Below are 16,136 nucleotides of genomic sequence, written 5' to 3'. Positions count from 1 at the left end.
ATCGACCATCACCACATCAATCATAGTAGACGAATTCGACCGGCACGGTTCGGCGAAACGTACGGATATCCCCCTATTCGTCGCCGTACTCGCCGAGCGAACACTGCGCTGCCGGCCCGCTGTCGCAGTCGTAGGACACCTGGTCGCTGGAGACGAGTTCTTCGATCTCGTAGAAGACACCCTCTTGCTGTTCGGACTCTGGCAGCCCCTTGACGACGGGAACTGGGCGCTGCGCCTGGTGGTCGCAAGCGCGCATCGTCTCCTGCCCCATCCCGATATCGTACTCGTGTCCCTCGAGTTCGCGGATGACGTGTGGCGGAGAGAACGTCTCCGCGCGTTCGGCGGCAGCGGCGTACTGGAGCGTCTGCGCGTACGCGAGGTGCGCTGTGCCGGACGGAATGCGGTCGTTGTACTCACTCTGGAACGTCTCGGTGAACGTGTTCGACAGATCGCTTTCGATCTGCGCGTCCCACGCGACCGTCCCGTAAATCCCGTCGATCGCGCCGCCGGCGGCCTGGGCCATCGGTCGGTTGTAGAGGGGAACGATGAGTTCGGCCTCCTCGTCCAGCCCCATCTCTACCGCATCCGTCAGCGAGTTTGCGCCGTCGAGTCCATAGTGGTTCAGGAAGATGACGTCCGCACCGGAGTCGCGTGCCCGCTCGAGATACGACGAGTAGTCCTTCGTTCCGAGCGGTGTCGGGATGCTGTTGATCTGCGACCAGCCCTCGTCCTCGAACGCCGACTGCATCGAGGCCTGCTGGGTCTGTCCCCAGGAGTAGTCTGCATACAGCTGGTAGAAACTGAGGTCGCTGCCGTAATCGTCCGTGACGATCGGCGCGAGCGCCTGTCCCGACATGTAGGCGTTGAACACTTCGCGGAAGCCGTAGCGAACGCAGTCCTTTCCGGTCGTATCGTTGGAGTGGGTCAGCGCGCACATATAGAGTACCTTCTTCTCCTGTGCGACCTCCTGTTGGGCAATTGCGGTCGCGCTCGAGGCGCCGCCGCTGATCATGATGACGTCATCCTGATTGATCAGTCGACGGGCGGAGTCGGCGGCGGTTTCCGCGTTCGTCTCCGTGTTGCCGATTGCGTAGTCGACCTCCTTGCCGAGCAGCCCGTCGCCCGAGAGGTCGTCGAAGCTGTCGACCCAGCCGCCGCCCTCGTTGAGGTGTTTTACTGCGAGTTTGTAGGCACGCAGTTCGTCTCCCCCCTCCGAAGAGTACGCTCCCGACCGCGGCACGTTGAATCCGAACTTCACGATGTCGCCGGTAACAGGGTACGTACCGAGAGAAGGATATTCGCTGTCGACCTCTTTCGAGGTCTCGGAACCGAATTGATCGAGACAGCCAGCCAATCCGACACCGCCAATACCAACACTTGCCTTGAGCAGCGTTCGCCGACTCGGCAAGTTGTTTTGTGAACTCGGGGCGTTTTTCTGAGGCACAGTCGTCGTTGTTTGACAGATTATATAACAGTTTTGGCCATTTCAATAAGTAACAGTGTTCACAATTAATACTGAGGGCCACATATCTAAATTTCTTCCTATTCCATAACTTATAATTATGCTTTTCCGGGGGTGGTAGATGTGTCGGATAAAAGGACTCTATTCCTTGGCCGGACGTTTTATATAGAAACAAACTATTTACCGACTATGTCTCGGCCGATACGGCAACTAATACCGGACTTTATTCGAAAGAGGTATGCGCTAAAATTCGCTATAGCGCTCCTCGCTATCGGGTTAATCGTGGGGGGAATTGGTACGTTCGCAACCGGAGAGATCACGGCGCAGACCGAAAACAGCGTCAATTCGGAGTATCAGTCGCTCGCTTCATCCGAAGCGAAGACGATCTCACGGTGGCAAGACCGCAACGAGATGGCGACGCGCAGTACATCGACGTCAGAGACGTTGCGCAGCGAGGATAGTTCGGAAGTGACGCTGTTCCTCCAGAACAAGCAATCCGAACTGTTCGGCGACGCTCATGCGACCCACGTAATCGATCACGACACCGAAAACAAGCGGGTCATCGGCAGTACGACGATGAAGAGCGACGTGAGCTTCCAGGATGATGAACGAGACTGGCTCAACTCCGTCGTGCTCGATCAGGTGAGTGAGGTGTACGTCTCTGACGTCTACGACGTCGGCGGGACGCCGGTCGTCGGGTTCGTGAGTCCGATCGGTGGGGGCGAGAACCGGATGCTCGTCCTCGAGGTCCGCGTCTCGGATATCGCGGGCGACTTCCAGGGCGGGGAACGCGCTGACGGCGGGTTCACGATGGTCGTCAACAACAAGGGCAACGTCGTCTTCGACGAAAACACCGAACGAGTGCTCACCGAATACGGCGATAAAGCAGCCATGGAACCGGTCCGATTGGGCGAAGAACTCCGCGGCTCGATGGACTCGTTCGAACAGCAGGCTGGCGTCGTTCAGATGTCCGCCACACCGACGGTTATCGACGAACCGTACACAGTCGGGTACGCGCCGGTCGAAGGGACTAACTGGGTCGTCGTAACCCACGCGCCGACGTCCGAGGTCTACGGCTTCGTTCAGACCGTCCAGGACTTCGGGTATATCGCTACGTTCGCCGGAGTCGCCGCGATCGTCCTCATCGGCGCGGTGCTCGGACGAAACACCGCGACGGCGATCGATCGACTCACGGGCAAGACGAAACAGATGGAGGAGGGGGACCTCGAGGTCGACCTCAGCTCGTCTCGTATCGACAGCATCGGGCAGTTGTACGGCGGATTCGCATCGATGCGCGATTCGTTGAAGACCCAGATTCACGAGGCGGAATCCGCTCGCATGGAGGCTGAACAGGCCCGGGAGGAGACCGAACGCATCAATCAGAGCCTGGAGCAAAAGGCCGACGAATACTCCACCGTCATGCAGGCAGCCGGTGACGGCGACTTCACCGCTCGGATGGACGCCGAGAGCGACAACGAAGCCATGGCGGCGATCGGTTCGGAGTTCAACGAGATGATCGCCGAGATCGAGCGGACCGTCGCCGAACTCAACCGGTTCGCGACCGACGTCGCGACCGCCTCCGAGCAGGTGACAGCCTCGAGCGAAGAGGTTCGCTCCGCGTCCCAGCAGGTGACCGGTTCGATCCAGGAGATTTCCGATGGTGCAGAACGGCAGGATCAATCGCTCCAGTCCGTCAATCAGGAGATGAGCGGCCTGTCGACGACGACCGAGGAAATCGCCGCCTCCTCGAACGAGGTGGCCGATATCGCCGAACGGACCGTCGACACCGGACAGGAAGGACAGGAAGCCGCACAGGCGGCGATCACTGCAATGGATGATATCGAGGACGGGGCCGGCGGTGCCGTCACCGAAATACGTCGCCTCGAGGAGGAGGTTCAGCAGATCGACGAACTCATCAACACGATTTCCGAGATTGCTCGCCAGACAAACATGCTGGCGCTGAACGCCAACATCGAGGCGTCTCGATCCGCTGGCGGGAAGGACGACGAAGGATTCTCCGTCGTCGCCAAGGAGGTCAAGGCCCTCTCAGAGGACGTCGCCGAGGCGGCCGACGAGGCCGAGGACCGGCTCGAGTCGATCCGCGAGCGGACGGAGGAGTCCGCCGCCGAGGTCGAAGGCACGAGCGACGACATCGAGAACGCCAGTGAACAGGTCCAGGAGGCCGTGCAGGCACTCGAGCAGATTGCCCAGCTCGCCCAGGAGACCAACGTCGGCGTGCAGGAAATCTCCGCGGCGACCGAGGAGCAGGCAGCCTCGACCCAGGAGGTCGTCGCGATGATCGACGACGCAGCGACGATTTCCGAGGAGACCACCGCCGAGTCCGAAAACGTCGCCGCCGCCGCCGAAGAGCAGACCACGGCGATGACCGAAGTGACGAAGTCCGCCTCGAACCTCTCCCAGCAGGCTGCACAGCTCTCCGAAGCGCTCGACCGATTCGACACCGACGTCGACCCCGACGACGCGAACCTCGAGTCAATGATCGATACCGATGCGGAGCTGGCAGCGACCGAGTCGACGCTCGAGGTCGACACCGAGGCGGCCAGCGGACCGGACGCCGAGAATCGAGGGATCACGTTCGAAACGGACGACGAGCCGAGCGAGACCGATTCGGACAACACCCTCACGTTCGACGACAGTGCAGACGACACGCACGAGGCCAGGATGACCGATTCGGCTGCCGACGCGACCGATACCGACCAGTCAGTCGCTGACATACTCGGGAACGACTCGGTCGACGAAGCACCCGAACCTGTCCCAGCCGACACGTCCGTCGAGCCGTCGAATCGCGAAACCGACCAGGGAACGGACGCCGATCCGACCGCTGACGGGGAGCACGACGGCGATTCCGGCGAGATCGGTGCGGAAGAGATCCTCGGGATCGAAGACCGCGACGGCGGTGCGACCGATCCCCTTGCGGCGGAGACGAGCGATCCGCTCGCGACTGACGATCACGACACGAGTCCCGGCTTCGAACCGGCAGACGAGTCGGCAATCGATACCGATACGGCGGCCCAACAGTCCGAACCGGTCGACGATAGACTCGATGACGGGAGTGTCGACGGCACGGACTCCAGCCACGAGCAGGAACCGGCCGCCGGAGGCGACAGTGGCGCAGAAAGCGACGAGCCAACGGTCGACAGTGATGCGACCGAAACCAGCGACGACGAAGACGACGAGTCGTCTGACAGCGACGACGTGTTCACGTTCGGCACGGCGCCCGACGACGACGAGTAACTGCGCTGGCGGTCCCTGATTGCAGGGAAGCCGCCAGCACTCGACGCGAGAACGGGTTACTGTCGTCGCAGTCGATGTGCGACCGGCGCCGGTCTCGTTCGCTACCTTTTTGACTGCCGTCTCGGAAGGAATCGGCATGCTCACCGTGCGGGCACCCGCGACGAGTGCGAACCTCGGGAGTGGCTTCGACGTCTTCGGCCTCGCTCTCGGAACGCCCGCCGACGTCGTCCGAGTCGAGCGCGCTCCGGAGACGACGATCACGGTTACCGGGGCGGGCAGCGAGTACATCCCGGAAGATCCGGCCAAGAATACCGTCGGTGCGGTCGCCGAGGCCCTGGACGCGCCGGCCCGAATTCGGATCGACAAGGGCGTCCGCCCCTCCTCGGGGTTGGGCTCGTCAGCCGCGAGTGCGGCCGCCGCCGCAGTCGCGCTGAACGTCCTCTACGACCGCGGCCGCACCCGCGAGGACCTCGTCAGCGTCGCCGCCAAGGGCGAGGCGGTCGTCTCCGGCGAAGCACACGCTGACAACGTCGCGCCCTCCCTGCTCGGCGGCTTCACCGTCGTCACCGAGGACGGCGTCACGCAGGTCGACGCCTCCGTCCCCGTCGTCGCCTGCCTCCCCGAAATATCCGTCTCGACGCGGGACGCGCGCGGCGTCGTCCCCGATTCGGCCACCATGGACGAGGTCGTCACCACGGTCGGCAACGCGGCGACGCTGACCGTCGGCATGACTCGAGACGATCCCGACCTCGTCGGACGGGGGATGAACGACGATATCGTCACGCCCGAACGCACCAAGCTCATCTCCGGCTACGAGGCCGTTCGCGAGGCCGCCCTCGAGGCGGGCGCGACCGGGGTGACGGTCAGCGGTGCCGGGCCGGGAATTCTGGCAGTCTGTCACCGCCGGGATCGACGGGCGATCGCGTCGGCGATGGTCGACGCCTTCGACGCGGCCGGCGTCGAGAGCCGAGCCTACCAGACCGCGATCAGCGAGGGGGCGACACTGTACCGGGACGGCTCGTAGATGGGCGCTCGATCCGACGCGCTGCTAGCGGTCGTCGTTCTCGTCGCGGCTGCCGTCGCGTCCGTACTGGTCGACGTGGTGCTTTCACCGTCATTTCTCGCGGTCGGAGCCGTCTCGACGCTCGTATTCGAGGCTATCGCCGCTCGAGATCCCGACGCTGTCCGCCGATACTGGGAGCGCCCCGCCGTTCAGGGCGCGACGCTTGTCGTCGCACTCGCAGGAGTTGTTGTGGGTGCTCGAGTCGCCCCCTCGATCGTCCTCTCGTTTACGGTTGGTTCGCTGGTGACGTATCTCGTTTTTCTCGCGGTGACGAACCCCGCGTATCGATCGTAGACGGCTCCGACAGTCGCGACCGCACCGTAAAATAGAGCGTTCGGTCGTAGAGACGACCGTCACCCACTACCCGGCTCTCGCTGTGCCCGTTAGACGCCCCGACCCTGCAGCTTCTCTTCCTCGGGCAGATCGGCGTTCGCGTCGCCTTTCATGCCCTTTCCGAGGTGCTTCGAGATTTCGGCGAGCGTCTCGGGCTCGTCCCAGTTGTTCGTCGCCTGCACGATGGCGTCGGCCATCTCGGGCGGGTTCTCCGCGCCGAAGATGCCGCTGCCGACGAAGATGCCGTCGCACTCGTGGTGCATCATGAGCGCGGCGTCGGCGGGCGTCGCGATCCCGCCGGCCGCGAAGTTGACGACCGGAAGCCGGCCCATCTCGGCGGTTTCGTGGACCAGTTCCGCGGGCGCTTCGATCTCGCGAGCGAAGGCCTCCTGCTCCTCGTGGCTCATGCCCTCCAGCTTGCGGATCGCGCCCTTGATCGTCCGCTGGTGGTGGACGGCCTGATTGACGTCGCCGGTGCCGGCCTCGCCCTTGGTTCGGATCATCGCCGCGCCCTCATCGATCCGGCGCAGCGCCTCGCCGAGGTCGCGCGCGCCGCAGACGAACGGCGCGGTGAACTCGCGCTTGTCGATGTGGTAGGCGTCGTCCGCGGGAGTGAGCACTTCGCTCTCGTCGATCATGTCCACGCCGACGGCCTCGAGGATCTGTGCTTCCTTCGTGTGGCCGATTCGGGCCTTCCCCATGACGGGGATCGAGACCGATTCGACGATCTCCTCGACGTCACCGGGATCCGCCATCCGCGCGACGCCGCCGCGCTTGCGGATGTCCGCGGGGACGGCTTCCAGCGCCATCACCGCGACAGCGCCGGCCTCCTCGGCGATGCGGGCCTGTTCGGGGTCGACGACGTCCATGATGACGCCGCCCTTCTGCATTCGGGCGAACCCGCGCTTGACGAGATCGGTGCCGCGTCTGAGTTCCTCGAGATCGGTTTCCTCGGTCATACTACCCGGTTTGGAGTCACCGCACTTACGCGTGTTCTTTGGGACCGATTCGGCCGTAAGAGCCGAAATCGGGTGCAGGAACCGCTCTAATCCGGTCAGATCCGTTCGGACCCGTTCAGCTTCGTCTGGGCCCGTTCGAATTCGTTGGCGTCGCCAGCATTGCGCTACTCGTCTACCCGCTCGCCGTCGAACAGACGCGCTCGAACGTCCGAGCCGTACAGTCGGGTGAGCGGTCGCGGCCACAGGCCGAGCTCCCGTGCAAGCTCCGCCGTGACCTCGAGACGAGTCCCGACTGACGGTCCGATTCCGATCGCCACCTCGCCCCGAATCTGGGCGTTCGTCCGCAGGAGAGCGCCGTCTTTCCGCGTGAAACTGGCCATCGTCCAGTCGCGCGCTCGAGAACTGAGCTGGGGACGGGAGACCTCGAGTCGGATGGTCTCGAGCCCGCCGTAGCGGTCGCCGTCGACGACGGTTCGAACACCGTCCGGGCCGTCGGTCACCGTGATGTCAGCTCGTTCCTTTGGATAGCCCCAGCACTCGCGGCCGAGTGCGACCGAGGGATCGGTCGTGACCGGGAGCCAGTGCACGTAGCCCCCGATTTCGCCGTCCGCGAGCTGTGCGAGCGGGAGGGTCGTTCGACTCCCGCGGACCGCCGGGATGATGACGGCGAACTCGTCGTAGGGCTCGAGCCCCATCTCCTCTCGATCCCCGCCACCGACCCGATGGTACTGAATCCCGATGAGTGCGACGCAGCCGACGCCGGGGGCAATCGCGAGTGACGAGACCCCCTCCGGGAGGACCGCCTCGAGTCGCGCGCGTCGGGCCGGAACGGTAACGCCGCCCATCGCGAACGATAGCTCGAGCGGGAGCGTGATCTCGTGGCCGGTTGAGAGCATCACTCGAGTTCGGTCGTCGGTCCCACGGTGCATGCGACGGTCGACATCGTCCACGCGTTAAAGCGTGAGGATCGGCGTTTGAATAGTTTTTAATTTGAAACAATTATTGGAGAGGTAATTCAGACTTAGATACCAGATAGTAACGGCAGTGTCTCTGGTACCGATGGCGTATGGGAGAATGGAATCGCCGTTCGGTACTGGCGACTGGTGCAGCGCTTTCGGCTGGTGGGCTTGCGTCGATCGGTGCGGGATCCGAAGGTGACGACGCCGCGAATCTGCCGGATCCGGACGTCTCTCCGAATCCGGAGATGGTGGACGAGGACTGGGCGTCGTTCGCCGGCAGCGCCGGCCACGCACGGTTCATCGAAGACGGCTACGAGTTCGACGGCGACCTCGAGGCCGTCTGGACCGCCGCGGACGGCGAACTCGAGTGGTGGGAACATCGGGTCCCGTCGGTCGCCGTGGCCGACGGGACCGTCTACGCGACGACACACACGTACGAGGAAGACCCGTTCGGCGTCGCCGCCTACGACGCGGCGGACGGGTCGCTGCGCTGGAAGAACGACGACATTATCGTGAGCGATCCGTCAGTCGTCGGCGACACCGTCTACGTCACGGGTGAGGAACTCTTCGCGCTCGACGCATCGGACGGCAGCGTCCGCTGGCAGACCGAGTTCAATCCCGAGGAGCCAATCCAGACCCAGACGGTCGCCTACGGCGCCGTGTTCGTCGTTGCCGACGGGACCCTGTACGCCCTCGAGACCGACGACGGCACGGTCCGGTGGGAACTCGACTCGGTCACCGCATCGAGCCGCGACAGTTCCGAGGAAGCGTTAGACCTTCGCGACACTACCGCTGCGGCGAACGGCGTCGTCTACGCCGCAGTGGAAGCTCAGTCGGCCGCGGCCGGGACTCGACTCGCGCTGCACCCCGAAACCGGCGCCGAAGTCTGGCGGAACGAACGGCTCGAGCGCGGGCCGAACGATACGATCCGTGCAACGGAGACGGCGGTTCTCTTCGACTCGCTTTCGTACGCCCGAACCATCGTCGACGCACAAACGGGAGAGGTAATCGTTCCAGAAGCGCGCTCGGAAGGAGTCGACGTAGTGATCGGTAACGAGATGTTCGTCGGCGCAGATGACCGCACGTACGAGGTCGGCGCTATTGACCCCGACGACGACACTAGCTGGCAAGTAGATATTAACCGCGACATCGTCTCGTCGGTCATCAGCGGTGACACCGTCTACACCTACTTCCCCGGACACGAATTATCCGACCGTCCAGAATACAACAAAAAACTCGTCGCCTTCGACAAGTACGACGGCACCGAGAAGTGGGTGATCGCGGAATCCGATCTGCCGGTCGGACCGATCTGTGCGATCAGCGACGCAACGATCTACGTCGTCCACGACGGCGATCTCGTCGCGCTCCGCGAAGCAGCGGACGACGATGACGCGACTGATGAGGACGGTGCGAACGACGACCAGGACGACGCGAATTCCGAGGACGAAGACGCGGACGAGAGCGACGAGACGGACGGTGACGAGGACGCCTCTGAGGATACCGACGAGGACGACTCGAGCGACGAATCCCACGACGATGACGACGGCCGCGGAGACGGTGAGGACGGGAGCAGTGACGACGGAGGCACCGACGACACCGAGACTAACGGCAGTGACACTGACGATAGCGGAGGGAATGGCGACGGAGACGCTGACGAAGACGGAAGCGGTGACGGCGGCGACGCCGACGGTGACGAGCAGACGGTGAACGGATCGACCGACGCCGAGGCTGACGACGATACCGACGGGTCGCCGGGCTTCACTGCCGGTGCGGGGCTGCTCGGCGGCGCGCTCGGCCTCGAGTGGTTGCGCCGCCGGGACGACGCGGACGAACCGGCCGAGTAGCGAGCGCCGGATGCACCGAACGTGACCGGAGCTGTCGCGTCTCGTCTGTCGTTTCGTCGGTAACCGAGACCGATAGTCACCAACCGCTACTGTTTTGCGGGTGTCGACCGTCACGGCGAGTGAAACGATGTCCGCGACGAGTCGGCCAGCCGACCGCGATCCGTTGCCGAGGTATCTCGCCCCCGTCCCGAAAACGATCGAGGACCTCGGACTGCGCTTCGCGTGGCTCGTCGTGGCGATCAACCTCGCGGGGACGGCCTTCGGCTTCTGGTACTACTCGGGGCAGTTCACCCAGACCGCGGCCGTGCTCTGGCCCTGGGTTCCGGACAGCCCCCTCGCGACGCTGTTTATCGCGCTGGCGATCGCCTGCTGGAAACTGGGTCGCGAACAGCCGTGGCTCACCGCGCTGGCCTTCTTCGGTAATATCGTGCTGGGACTGTGGACGCCGCTGACGCTGCTCGCGTTCGCCGACTCCTACGCGTCCCTCTCCCCAGTGATGTACCAGTTCCTCTTCTGGAGTCACCTCGCGATGGTCGTGCAGGCCTTCGTCCTCCACCGGATCAGCGACTTTCCGGTGTGGGCCGTCGCCGTCGCCGCCGTCTGGTACTGGAGCAACCTGCTCGTCGACTACTTCGTCCCTATCGTCGGCGAACCCCACCACACGATCATCCCCGTCGAGCGCGACGCGGCCATGTTTCTCGAGGCCGACGCGCTGGGCGTGATCGCCGCCGGCGAGGTCACGTTCGTCCTCCTGGCGCTGTTTCTCGCGCTCGCGATCCGAGTCAAAAAGTGTGAAGTCGCCCTGAGTCGGCCGTAGCCGACGTCGAGACGGTCGTCGAACGGACGACGGCGAATTCCTACTCGAGGATGAGGACCGCCGACTCGGTCTCGATCATCTCGCCCGCTCCCGAGTAGGTCCGCTCGAGTTCGACCTCGAAGAGGTCGTCTTCGAGTTCCTCGCCGGCGACTCGAAGCACACCCTCGTCATCGTCGATTTCGTACTCGCCGCTCTCGATTCCGGCGTCGATCTCGCCGACCTTCGATCCGAACTTCGGGCCGACCGACGAGTAGTCGAGATCGATCGACGCGACCTCGGTCGTGATCTCCGGCGGTTCCTCGAGCACCGTGAGCTCTCGCACGTGCATTACGTTCCGGATCGCGCTCTCGAAGCCGTCGATGGCTCCGTAGACGGCCACCGACTCGAGGTCCTCGTTCAGCGGCAACTGGTGCTCGCTCTTGTAGCGCCGCAGCGCGGAGATGACCTCCATGGCGGTCTCGCCGGCCTCGAGGTCGGCCTCGTACCCCTGCGGGTCGGGCCAGTCGCGGGTGTGGATGCTCTCGAGGTCCCCGTCGGTGTCTCGCGGCTCGCTTCGCTCGCCGCTCGCGTTTTCCGAGGCGTCCTCAGAAGTGCTTTGCACTTCTGATGGGCTGCGAGAATCGCTTTGCGATTCTCGAACGCTTCGCGCCTCGCTCTCCGCGTAAGCCGCCTGCCAGATCTCCTCCGTCGCGTGGGGCAGGAACGGGGCCCACAGCTCGAGGAAGGTCCGATGTGCGGTCCGGAGCGCGTACTGCGTGGACGGATTGTCCTCGCGCGTCTTGGCGATCTCGAGGTAGTCGTCGCAGAAGGTGTTCCAGAAGAACGTCCGCAGGCGGTCGCGAGCCTTCGCGAACTCGTACTCCTCGAGGTGGTCGGTCAGCTCCGCGACGGCGGCGTCGAGTTCCGCGAGGAGCCAGCGGTCGATCGCCTCGAGATCGGCGGGCTCGTCGGGATGGGCGGGCGCGAGCGTGTCGACGAGCTTCGAGGCGTTCCAGAGCTTCCGTAGCAGTTTCTCACCTGCAGTGAGGTCCTTCTCCTGATACGGGAAGTCGTCGCCGACGGCGGCGCTGGCGGCCCAGAACCGGACGGCGTCGACGGGGTACTCCGAGAGCACTTCGTCGGGTTCGACGACGTTGCCCCGCGACTTCGACATCTTCTCGCGGTTCTCGTCGAGCACGTGGCCGTTGATCATCGTCGCGTCGAAGGGCACCTCGCCGGTGTGCTCGTAGCACTTGACGACGGTGTGGAACAGCCAGAAGGAGATGATGTCGTGGCCCTGCGGGCGGAGATCGAACGGGTAGAGCTCCGGGTTGTCCATCGTGAACGCCTCGCTGTCGGCGTCCCAGTCCCAGCCGGCGTTGATCAGCGGCGTCAGCGAGGAGGTCGCCCACGTGTCGAAGACGTCCTCCTCGGCTGCGAACTCGTCGCCCCCGCACTCGGGACAGTTCGAGACGGGCGGCTCGTCGCTCAGGGGGTCGACCGGCAGCGACTCCCGCTCGGCCATGATCTCGTGATCGCAGTCCGCGCAGTACCAGACCGGGAACGGGATGCCTGAGTCGCGCTGGCGCGAGATGAGCCAGTCCCACTCGAGGCCCTCGATCCAGTGCTTGTAGCGGGTGAACATCTTCTCGGGGTACCAGTCCATCTCCCGACCGGCCTCGAGGTACTCCTCTTTGTGGTCCAGAATCTCGACGTACCACTGCTTGGAGACGCGGTACTCGACGGCGGTGTCACAGCGTTCGTGGACCTGAACCGCGTGGGAAATCTCCCAGCGGTCGCGCAGGAGGCCCTCGTCGTCGAGATCTTCGACGATGGCCTCGCGGGCCTCCTCGGTGGACATGCCCTCGTAGGGGCCGGCGAGGTCGGTCATCGTCGCGGACTCGTCGATGGCAACGCGGAGCGGGAGGTCGTGGGCCTGATACCACTCGATGTCGTTCTGGTCGCCGAAGGTACAGCACATCACGACGCCGCTGCCCTTCTCCATGTCGACGCGCTCGTCCTCGATGATCGGCACTTCGTGGCCGAACAGGGGAATGCGAGCGGTCTCGCCGATAAGATCCCCATTCTCCTCGTCGTCCGGGTGGACGAAGACGGAGACGCAGGCCGGAATGAGCTCCGGTCGCGTCGTGGAGATGACGAACTCGTCTCTCGGTGCATCGTCGCCGACTAGCTCGAACGCGATGTCATTGAAGTGCGAGGCGCGCTCCTCGTCTTCCATCTCGACCTGCGAGATGGCCGTTTCGCACTCCGGACACCAGATCGCGGGCGCCTTCTTGCGGTACTCGCGGCCCTTCTCGTAGAGATCGAGGAAGGACAGCTGCGAGATGCGCTGAACGCGCGGCTCGATCGTCTTGTAGGTGTTGTTCCAGTCGATCGAGGTCCCGAGGTTCTGCATCTTCTCCGTGAACTCGGCCTCGTACTCCGCACAGACCTCCCGGCAGAGTTCCTGGAACTCGCGGCGCTCGTAGTCCTGGTGGCGGATGTCCAGCTCCGATTCGGTCAGCCGCTCGCTCGCGATCCCGTTGTCGTCGTAGCCGAAGGGAAAGAGCACGTCGCCGTCGTGCATCCGCTGGAATCGCGCCGCGAAGTCCTGCAGGGTCGAGCCGTAGAGGTGGCCCATGTGCAGGCTGCCCGAGACCGTCGGCGGCGGCGTGTCGATCGAGTAGACCGTGTTCGGATCCCGCTCCTCGTCGGCCTCGTAGGCGTAGACGTCCTCGTCGATCCAGCGCCGTTGCCAGCGCGACTCGACCGTTTCGGCGTCGTAGCCGCCCTCAAGACTCGGCTCGTCCTGTTCTGGGGTGTCCGTGCTCATGATCTCACCGCCCGTCGTGGGCGTCGTCGGTGCGTCGTCCGGCTGTGAAGTTGGCTATCGTCCATAAAGCGGCCGTTGTGCTGTGAATGCTGGTCGGCGACAATACATCCGTCGAAACGGGGTGGGGATGCGGGGCTACGGAGCCCCTACGAAGACGGCGCCGAACGGGCCGCCGTGGCGAACGAGCGCGGCCGCGACGGTCGCTTGCATATCCACTCGTTGGCCCGTGAACCGTCATAGCCCTTTCGTCGCCGCGCCGCCGGTGGTCGGCCCGGGCCGACACTCACTCCGGACGAGTATCTCGGTACGCCGCGACCGTTTCCGCGACCAGGTAGCCGGCGACGACGAGAACGACGACTGCCGGCCAGACCGACCTGCGTGGCACGGTCCCGATCGTGCGATCACCGACCCAGAGAACCAGCGCTCCCCCAGCGAGCAGTGCGGCGAGAGTCGCCACGTAGCGCTACCGCGCCTCGGCTGGGACCATCCCGTCCACCCCCCGGAGAGCGAGATAGAGGTGCGAACCGCCGAAGATGGGTCGTGCACTGGGTCTCGAGGGGCTCCGCCGCCGAGCGCTCGCTGACGACTCCGACGGGGAATAAACACGGCAATGGTTGTCGGTGAAAGGGTTTTATCGAACTACTACTCACAAACTTGACACTCGGGCGAGGCGAGTCTCGTCGCTACCGGTCGCCACAAATAAGGCCACGGGCATGGCACGACATTCGTTCGAAAAGCCTGATTTCGTTCGGTTCTTGGGGCTCACATCGCGGTTTAAATCTAACAACTGTTTTCTCGAGTGAGTAGCCTCGGGGACGAATCGACGGCAGCGGACCAGCCCATCGGCCAATTGTCGGTCGAAAAACATAATTTCCATATCGTCTCCATAATAAATAGCCGAACGCGAGCAGCCGCTGCTATGGAGGAACTCCATCGACGGACGCTCCTCGGAACGGGTGCAGCGCTGGCAGCTGGTGGGACACTCGCCTCAATCAGTACCGCTGAGACGGATGACGATTGCTGCCCACAGACGATCTCAGAGCCGGAGAGGAACTGGTCCTCGGCCAACGCCAACCCCGCAGGCGGCAGGTACGTCCCGGCCGAAACCGAGATCGAGAAACCGGAGACGGTTGCCTGGGAGTACGAACACGGTATTGGCGTCTTCAGTGACCTCGTCATCGGCGACGAAACGGTATTCATTCGAACGAAAGCGAACGAAATTCACGCCGTCGACGACGCGACCGGTGAGGTCGAGTGGATCAACGACGATATCTCGGCCGAGGGTACACCGGCGTTCGCCGACGGCTCCCTCTACGTCTCCGTCGGCGATCAGCTGACCGCACTCGACGCCTCGGATGGAACAGTTCAGTGGACACGTGACTTCGGTTCGTCCGTTCCGAATCCGAGAGTCAGCTACGGGCGAGTGTACGCCGTCCTCGATAGAACGGTCTACGCACTCGATCCAAGGGACGGATCGACCGATTGGAAACGAGAATCCGTCTCCGTCGAGGTCGATCACTACCGGGACGTGGACAGTATAACGGTCAAATTCGAGGGATCGATCTCGGTCGCAAACGAATCGGTGTTTGCGTTAGCCGAGCCCGACGACAGGCCGGACGGGGTAGTCGTCGCACTCGACCCACGGACCGGCGACGTACAGTGGAAGACTAACTTTGACATCAATTATCAAGGAGGGTCCCTCCTCGCATCCGATACCGCGGTCTACGTGGATGGAACGTCGTGGGTCCCGGGTTATCACCTCGATACGGAAACTGGAGAATCTACCGGGACTGTGGCAACTTGTTGCGTGACCAGTGCCGCTGCAGGTGAGATCAGAGTCGATGCCCGAGAAACACAACTCGTCATCCAACGCTACAATGGTGAGTCTCTCGAGACGTTGTGGACTCTCGGTCGCCGCCAAGCCACTGTCCAGACGATGATCGTCGGGAATACGCTCCTCGTCAGAACTGAAGCGGCCAGTCAAGCCGCTACGAACAGAGAACTCGCCGCTTACGACCTCGAAACTGGCGACAAGCGGTGGGAAATTCCGCCCGATGATGAGTTGAATATTTCAGATATCCTAGCGGCCAATTCCGATACTGTATACACACGTACCGAAGACGACGCTCTTCGTGCCCTTCGCTCGTCCGAAGCGCAGGACGGTGATGCCGACGGAGACGGCTCCGATGGCGGTGACGACGGCGACCAAAACGACGGTGGCTCCGACGACGGCTCGAACGAAACGGACGACAGCAACGGCGACGGCGATTCGAGTGACGGTGGTGACGGCGACGGATCGACGGATACGAGCGGCGGTGATAGCGACGAAGACACCGGCTCCGACGGGGGCGATAGTGCCGACGGAAACGAGGGTACAGCCGGCGGAAGTGACGATAGTAGCGATACTGGCACCGCTAATCGCAGTGACGACAGTGCCGACGGTGACGGTGATGGCAGTGAGAGTGATGACGGCGACGGTTCTACCGAGAGTGGAGCCGATGCAGACGGCGACGGCCAGCCCGGTTTCACTCCCATCGCGAGCCTCACCGCCGGTGCGCTAGGTCTCGAGTGGTTTCGCCGTCGGGCAGTCGGTGACAACGTCGAGGAGGAGTAATTGCAGTATCGTCAGGTA

General features: G+C 63.6%; 11 protein-coding genes. 6 read left to right on the top strand and 5 right to left on the bottom strand.

The features are described 5' to 3' along the window. Positions 1-73: 73 nt before the first annotated feature. Positions 74-1,408, bottom strand: coding sequence for a substrate-binding protein (locus HYG81_RS26545; RefSeq protein ID WP_425607545.1), 1,335 nt, complete (start codon positions 1,406-1,408; stop codon positions 74-76). 243 nt (positions 1,409-1,651) lie between these two features. Between HYG81_RS26545 and HYG81_RS26540 the strand changes: the two genes are divergently transcribed. The 3 genes from HYG81_RS26540 to HYG81_RS26530 all read left to right on the top strand — a co-directional run bounded on the left by HYG81_RS26540 (position 1,652) and on the right by HYG81_RS26530 (position 6,074). After that, the gene (locus HYG81_RS26540; RefSeq protein WP_180842648.1) at positions 1,652-4,717 is read left to right on the top strand and encodes a methyl-accepting chemotaxis protein; all 3,066 of its coding nucleotides are present in this window, start codon (positions 1,652-1,654) and stop codon (positions 4,715-4,717) included. A 136-nt stretch (positions 4,718-4,853) separates the two neighbouring features. Next, positions 4,854-5,741 (top strand): homoserine kinase, encoded by an 888-nt coding sequence (locus HYG81_RS26535; protein WP_180842647.1) that lies wholly within the window; start codon positions 4,854-4,856, stop codon positions 5,739-5,741. Further along, the gene (locus HYG81_RS26530) at positions 5,742-6,074 is read left to right on the top strand and encodes a hypothetical protein (protein ID WP_180842646.1); all 333 of its coding nucleotides are present in this window, start codon (positions 5,742-5,744) and stop codon (positions 6,072-6,074) included. 89 nt (positions 6,075-6,163) lie between these two features. Here the strand turns inward: HYG81_RS26530 and pdxS are convergent, their stop codons facing one another. Next, the gene (gene pdxS / locus HYG81_RS26525; protein ID WP_180842645.1) at positions 6,164-7,072 is read right to left on the bottom strand and encodes a pyridoxal 5'-phosphate synthase lyase subunit PdxS; all 909 of its coding nucleotides are present in this window, start codon (positions 7,070-7,072) and stop codon (positions 6,164-6,166) included. A 164-nt stretch (positions 7,073-7,236) separates the two neighbouring features. Beyond that, the gene (locus HYG81_RS26520) at positions 7,237-8,001 is read right to left on the bottom strand and encodes an acetoacetate decarboxylase family protein (protein WP_180842644.1); all 765 of its coding nucleotides are present in this window, start codon (positions 7,999-8,001) and stop codon (positions 7,237-7,239) included. Between the two features lie 137 nt (positions 8,002-8,138). Here HYG81_RS26520 and HYG81_RS26515 point away from each other — a divergent pair, with 137 nt between their 5' ends. Beyond that, positions 8,139-9,875, top strand: a complete 1,737-nt coding sequence (locus HYG81_RS26515; protein WP_180842643.1) for an outer membrane protein assembly factor BamB family protein — start codon at positions 8,139-8,141, stop codon at positions 9,873-9,875. Positions 9,876-10,002: 127 nt separating this feature from the next. Beyond that, on the top strand, positions 10,003-10,692 hold the full coding sequence (locus HYG81_RS26510) for a DUF1405 domain-containing protein (RefSeq protein WP_180842642.1): 690 nt from the start codon (positions 10,003-10,005) through the stop codon (positions 10,690-10,692). A gap of 40 nt (positions 10,693-10,732) precedes the next feature. On the opposite strand, the gene HYG81_RS26505 is transcribed toward HYG81_RS26510, so the two are convergent. Both HYG81_RS26505 and HYG81_RS26500 read right to left on the bottom strand, forming a co-directional pair. Further along, positions 10,733-13,504: a valine--tRNA ligase gene (locus HYG81_RS26505; protein WP_180842641.1), complete on the bottom strand. Its 2,772-nt coding sequence runs from the start codon at positions 13,502-13,504 to the stop codon at positions 10,733-10,735. A gap of 283 nt (positions 13,505-13,787) precedes the next feature. After that, complete coding sequence (locus HYG81_RS26500) at positions 13,788-13,961, bottom strand: hypothetical protein (protein ID WP_180842640.1); 174 nt, start codon at positions 13,959-13,961, stop codon at positions 13,788-13,790. Between the two features lie 462 nt (positions 13,962-14,423). Here HYG81_RS26500 and HYG81_RS26495 point away from each other — a divergent pair, with 462 nt between their 5' ends. Continuing rightward, a complete protein-coding gene (locus tag HYG81_RS26495) occupies positions 14,424-16,118 on the top strand; it encodes a PQQ-like beta-propeller repeat protein (protein ID WP_180842639.1) in 1,695 nt (564 codons plus the stop codon). The last annotated feature ends 18 nt before the right edge of the window (positions 16,119-16,136 follow it).

This window comes from Natrinema zhouii (genome assembly GCF_013456555.2).
In the GTDB taxonomy this organism is placed as follows: Archaea; Halobacteriota; Halobacteria; order Halobacteriales; family Natrialbaceae; genus Natrinema; species Natrinema zhouii.
The sequence above is the reverse complement of the archived record's forward strand: the minus strand, read 5'-3'. Positions and strand labels throughout refer to the sequence as shown.

Coding starts and splice junctions, on each gene's coding strand:
- pdxS (WP_180842645.1), bottom strand. CDS start 7,072: ATGACCGAGGAAACCGATCTCGAGGAACTCAGACGCGGCACCGATCTC.
- HYG81_RS26520 (WP_180842644.1), bottom strand. CDS start 8,001: ATGCACCGTGGGACCGACGACCGAACTCGAGTGATGCTCTCAACCGGC.
- HYG81_RS26495 (WP_180842639.1), top strand. CDS start 14,424: ATGGAGGAACTCCATCGACGGACGCTCCTCGGAACGGGTGCAGCGCTG.
- HYG81_RS26510 (WP_180842642.1), top strand. CDS start 10,003: ATGTCCGCGACGAGTCGGCCAGCCGACCGCGATCCGTTGCCGAGGTAT.
- HYG81_RS26505 (WP_180842641.1), bottom strand. CDS start 13,504: ATGAGCACGGACACCCCAGAACAGGACGAGCCGAGTCTTGAGGGCGGC.
- HYG81_RS26540 (WP_180842648.1), top strand. CDS start 1,652: ATGTCTCGGCCGATACGGCAACTAATACCGGACTTTATTCGAAAGAGG.
- HYG81_RS26535 (WP_180842647.1), top strand. CDS start 4,854: ATGCTCACCGTGCGGGCACCCGCGACGAGTGCGAACCTCGGGAGTGGC.
- HYG81_RS26515 (WP_180842643.1), top strand. CDS start 8,139: ATGGGAGAATGGAATCGCCGTTCGGTACTGGCGACTGGTGCAGCGCTT.
- HYG81_RS26530 (WP_180842646.1), top strand. CDS start 5,742: ATGGGCGCTCGATCCGACGCGCTGCTAGCGGTCGTCGTTCTCGTCGCG.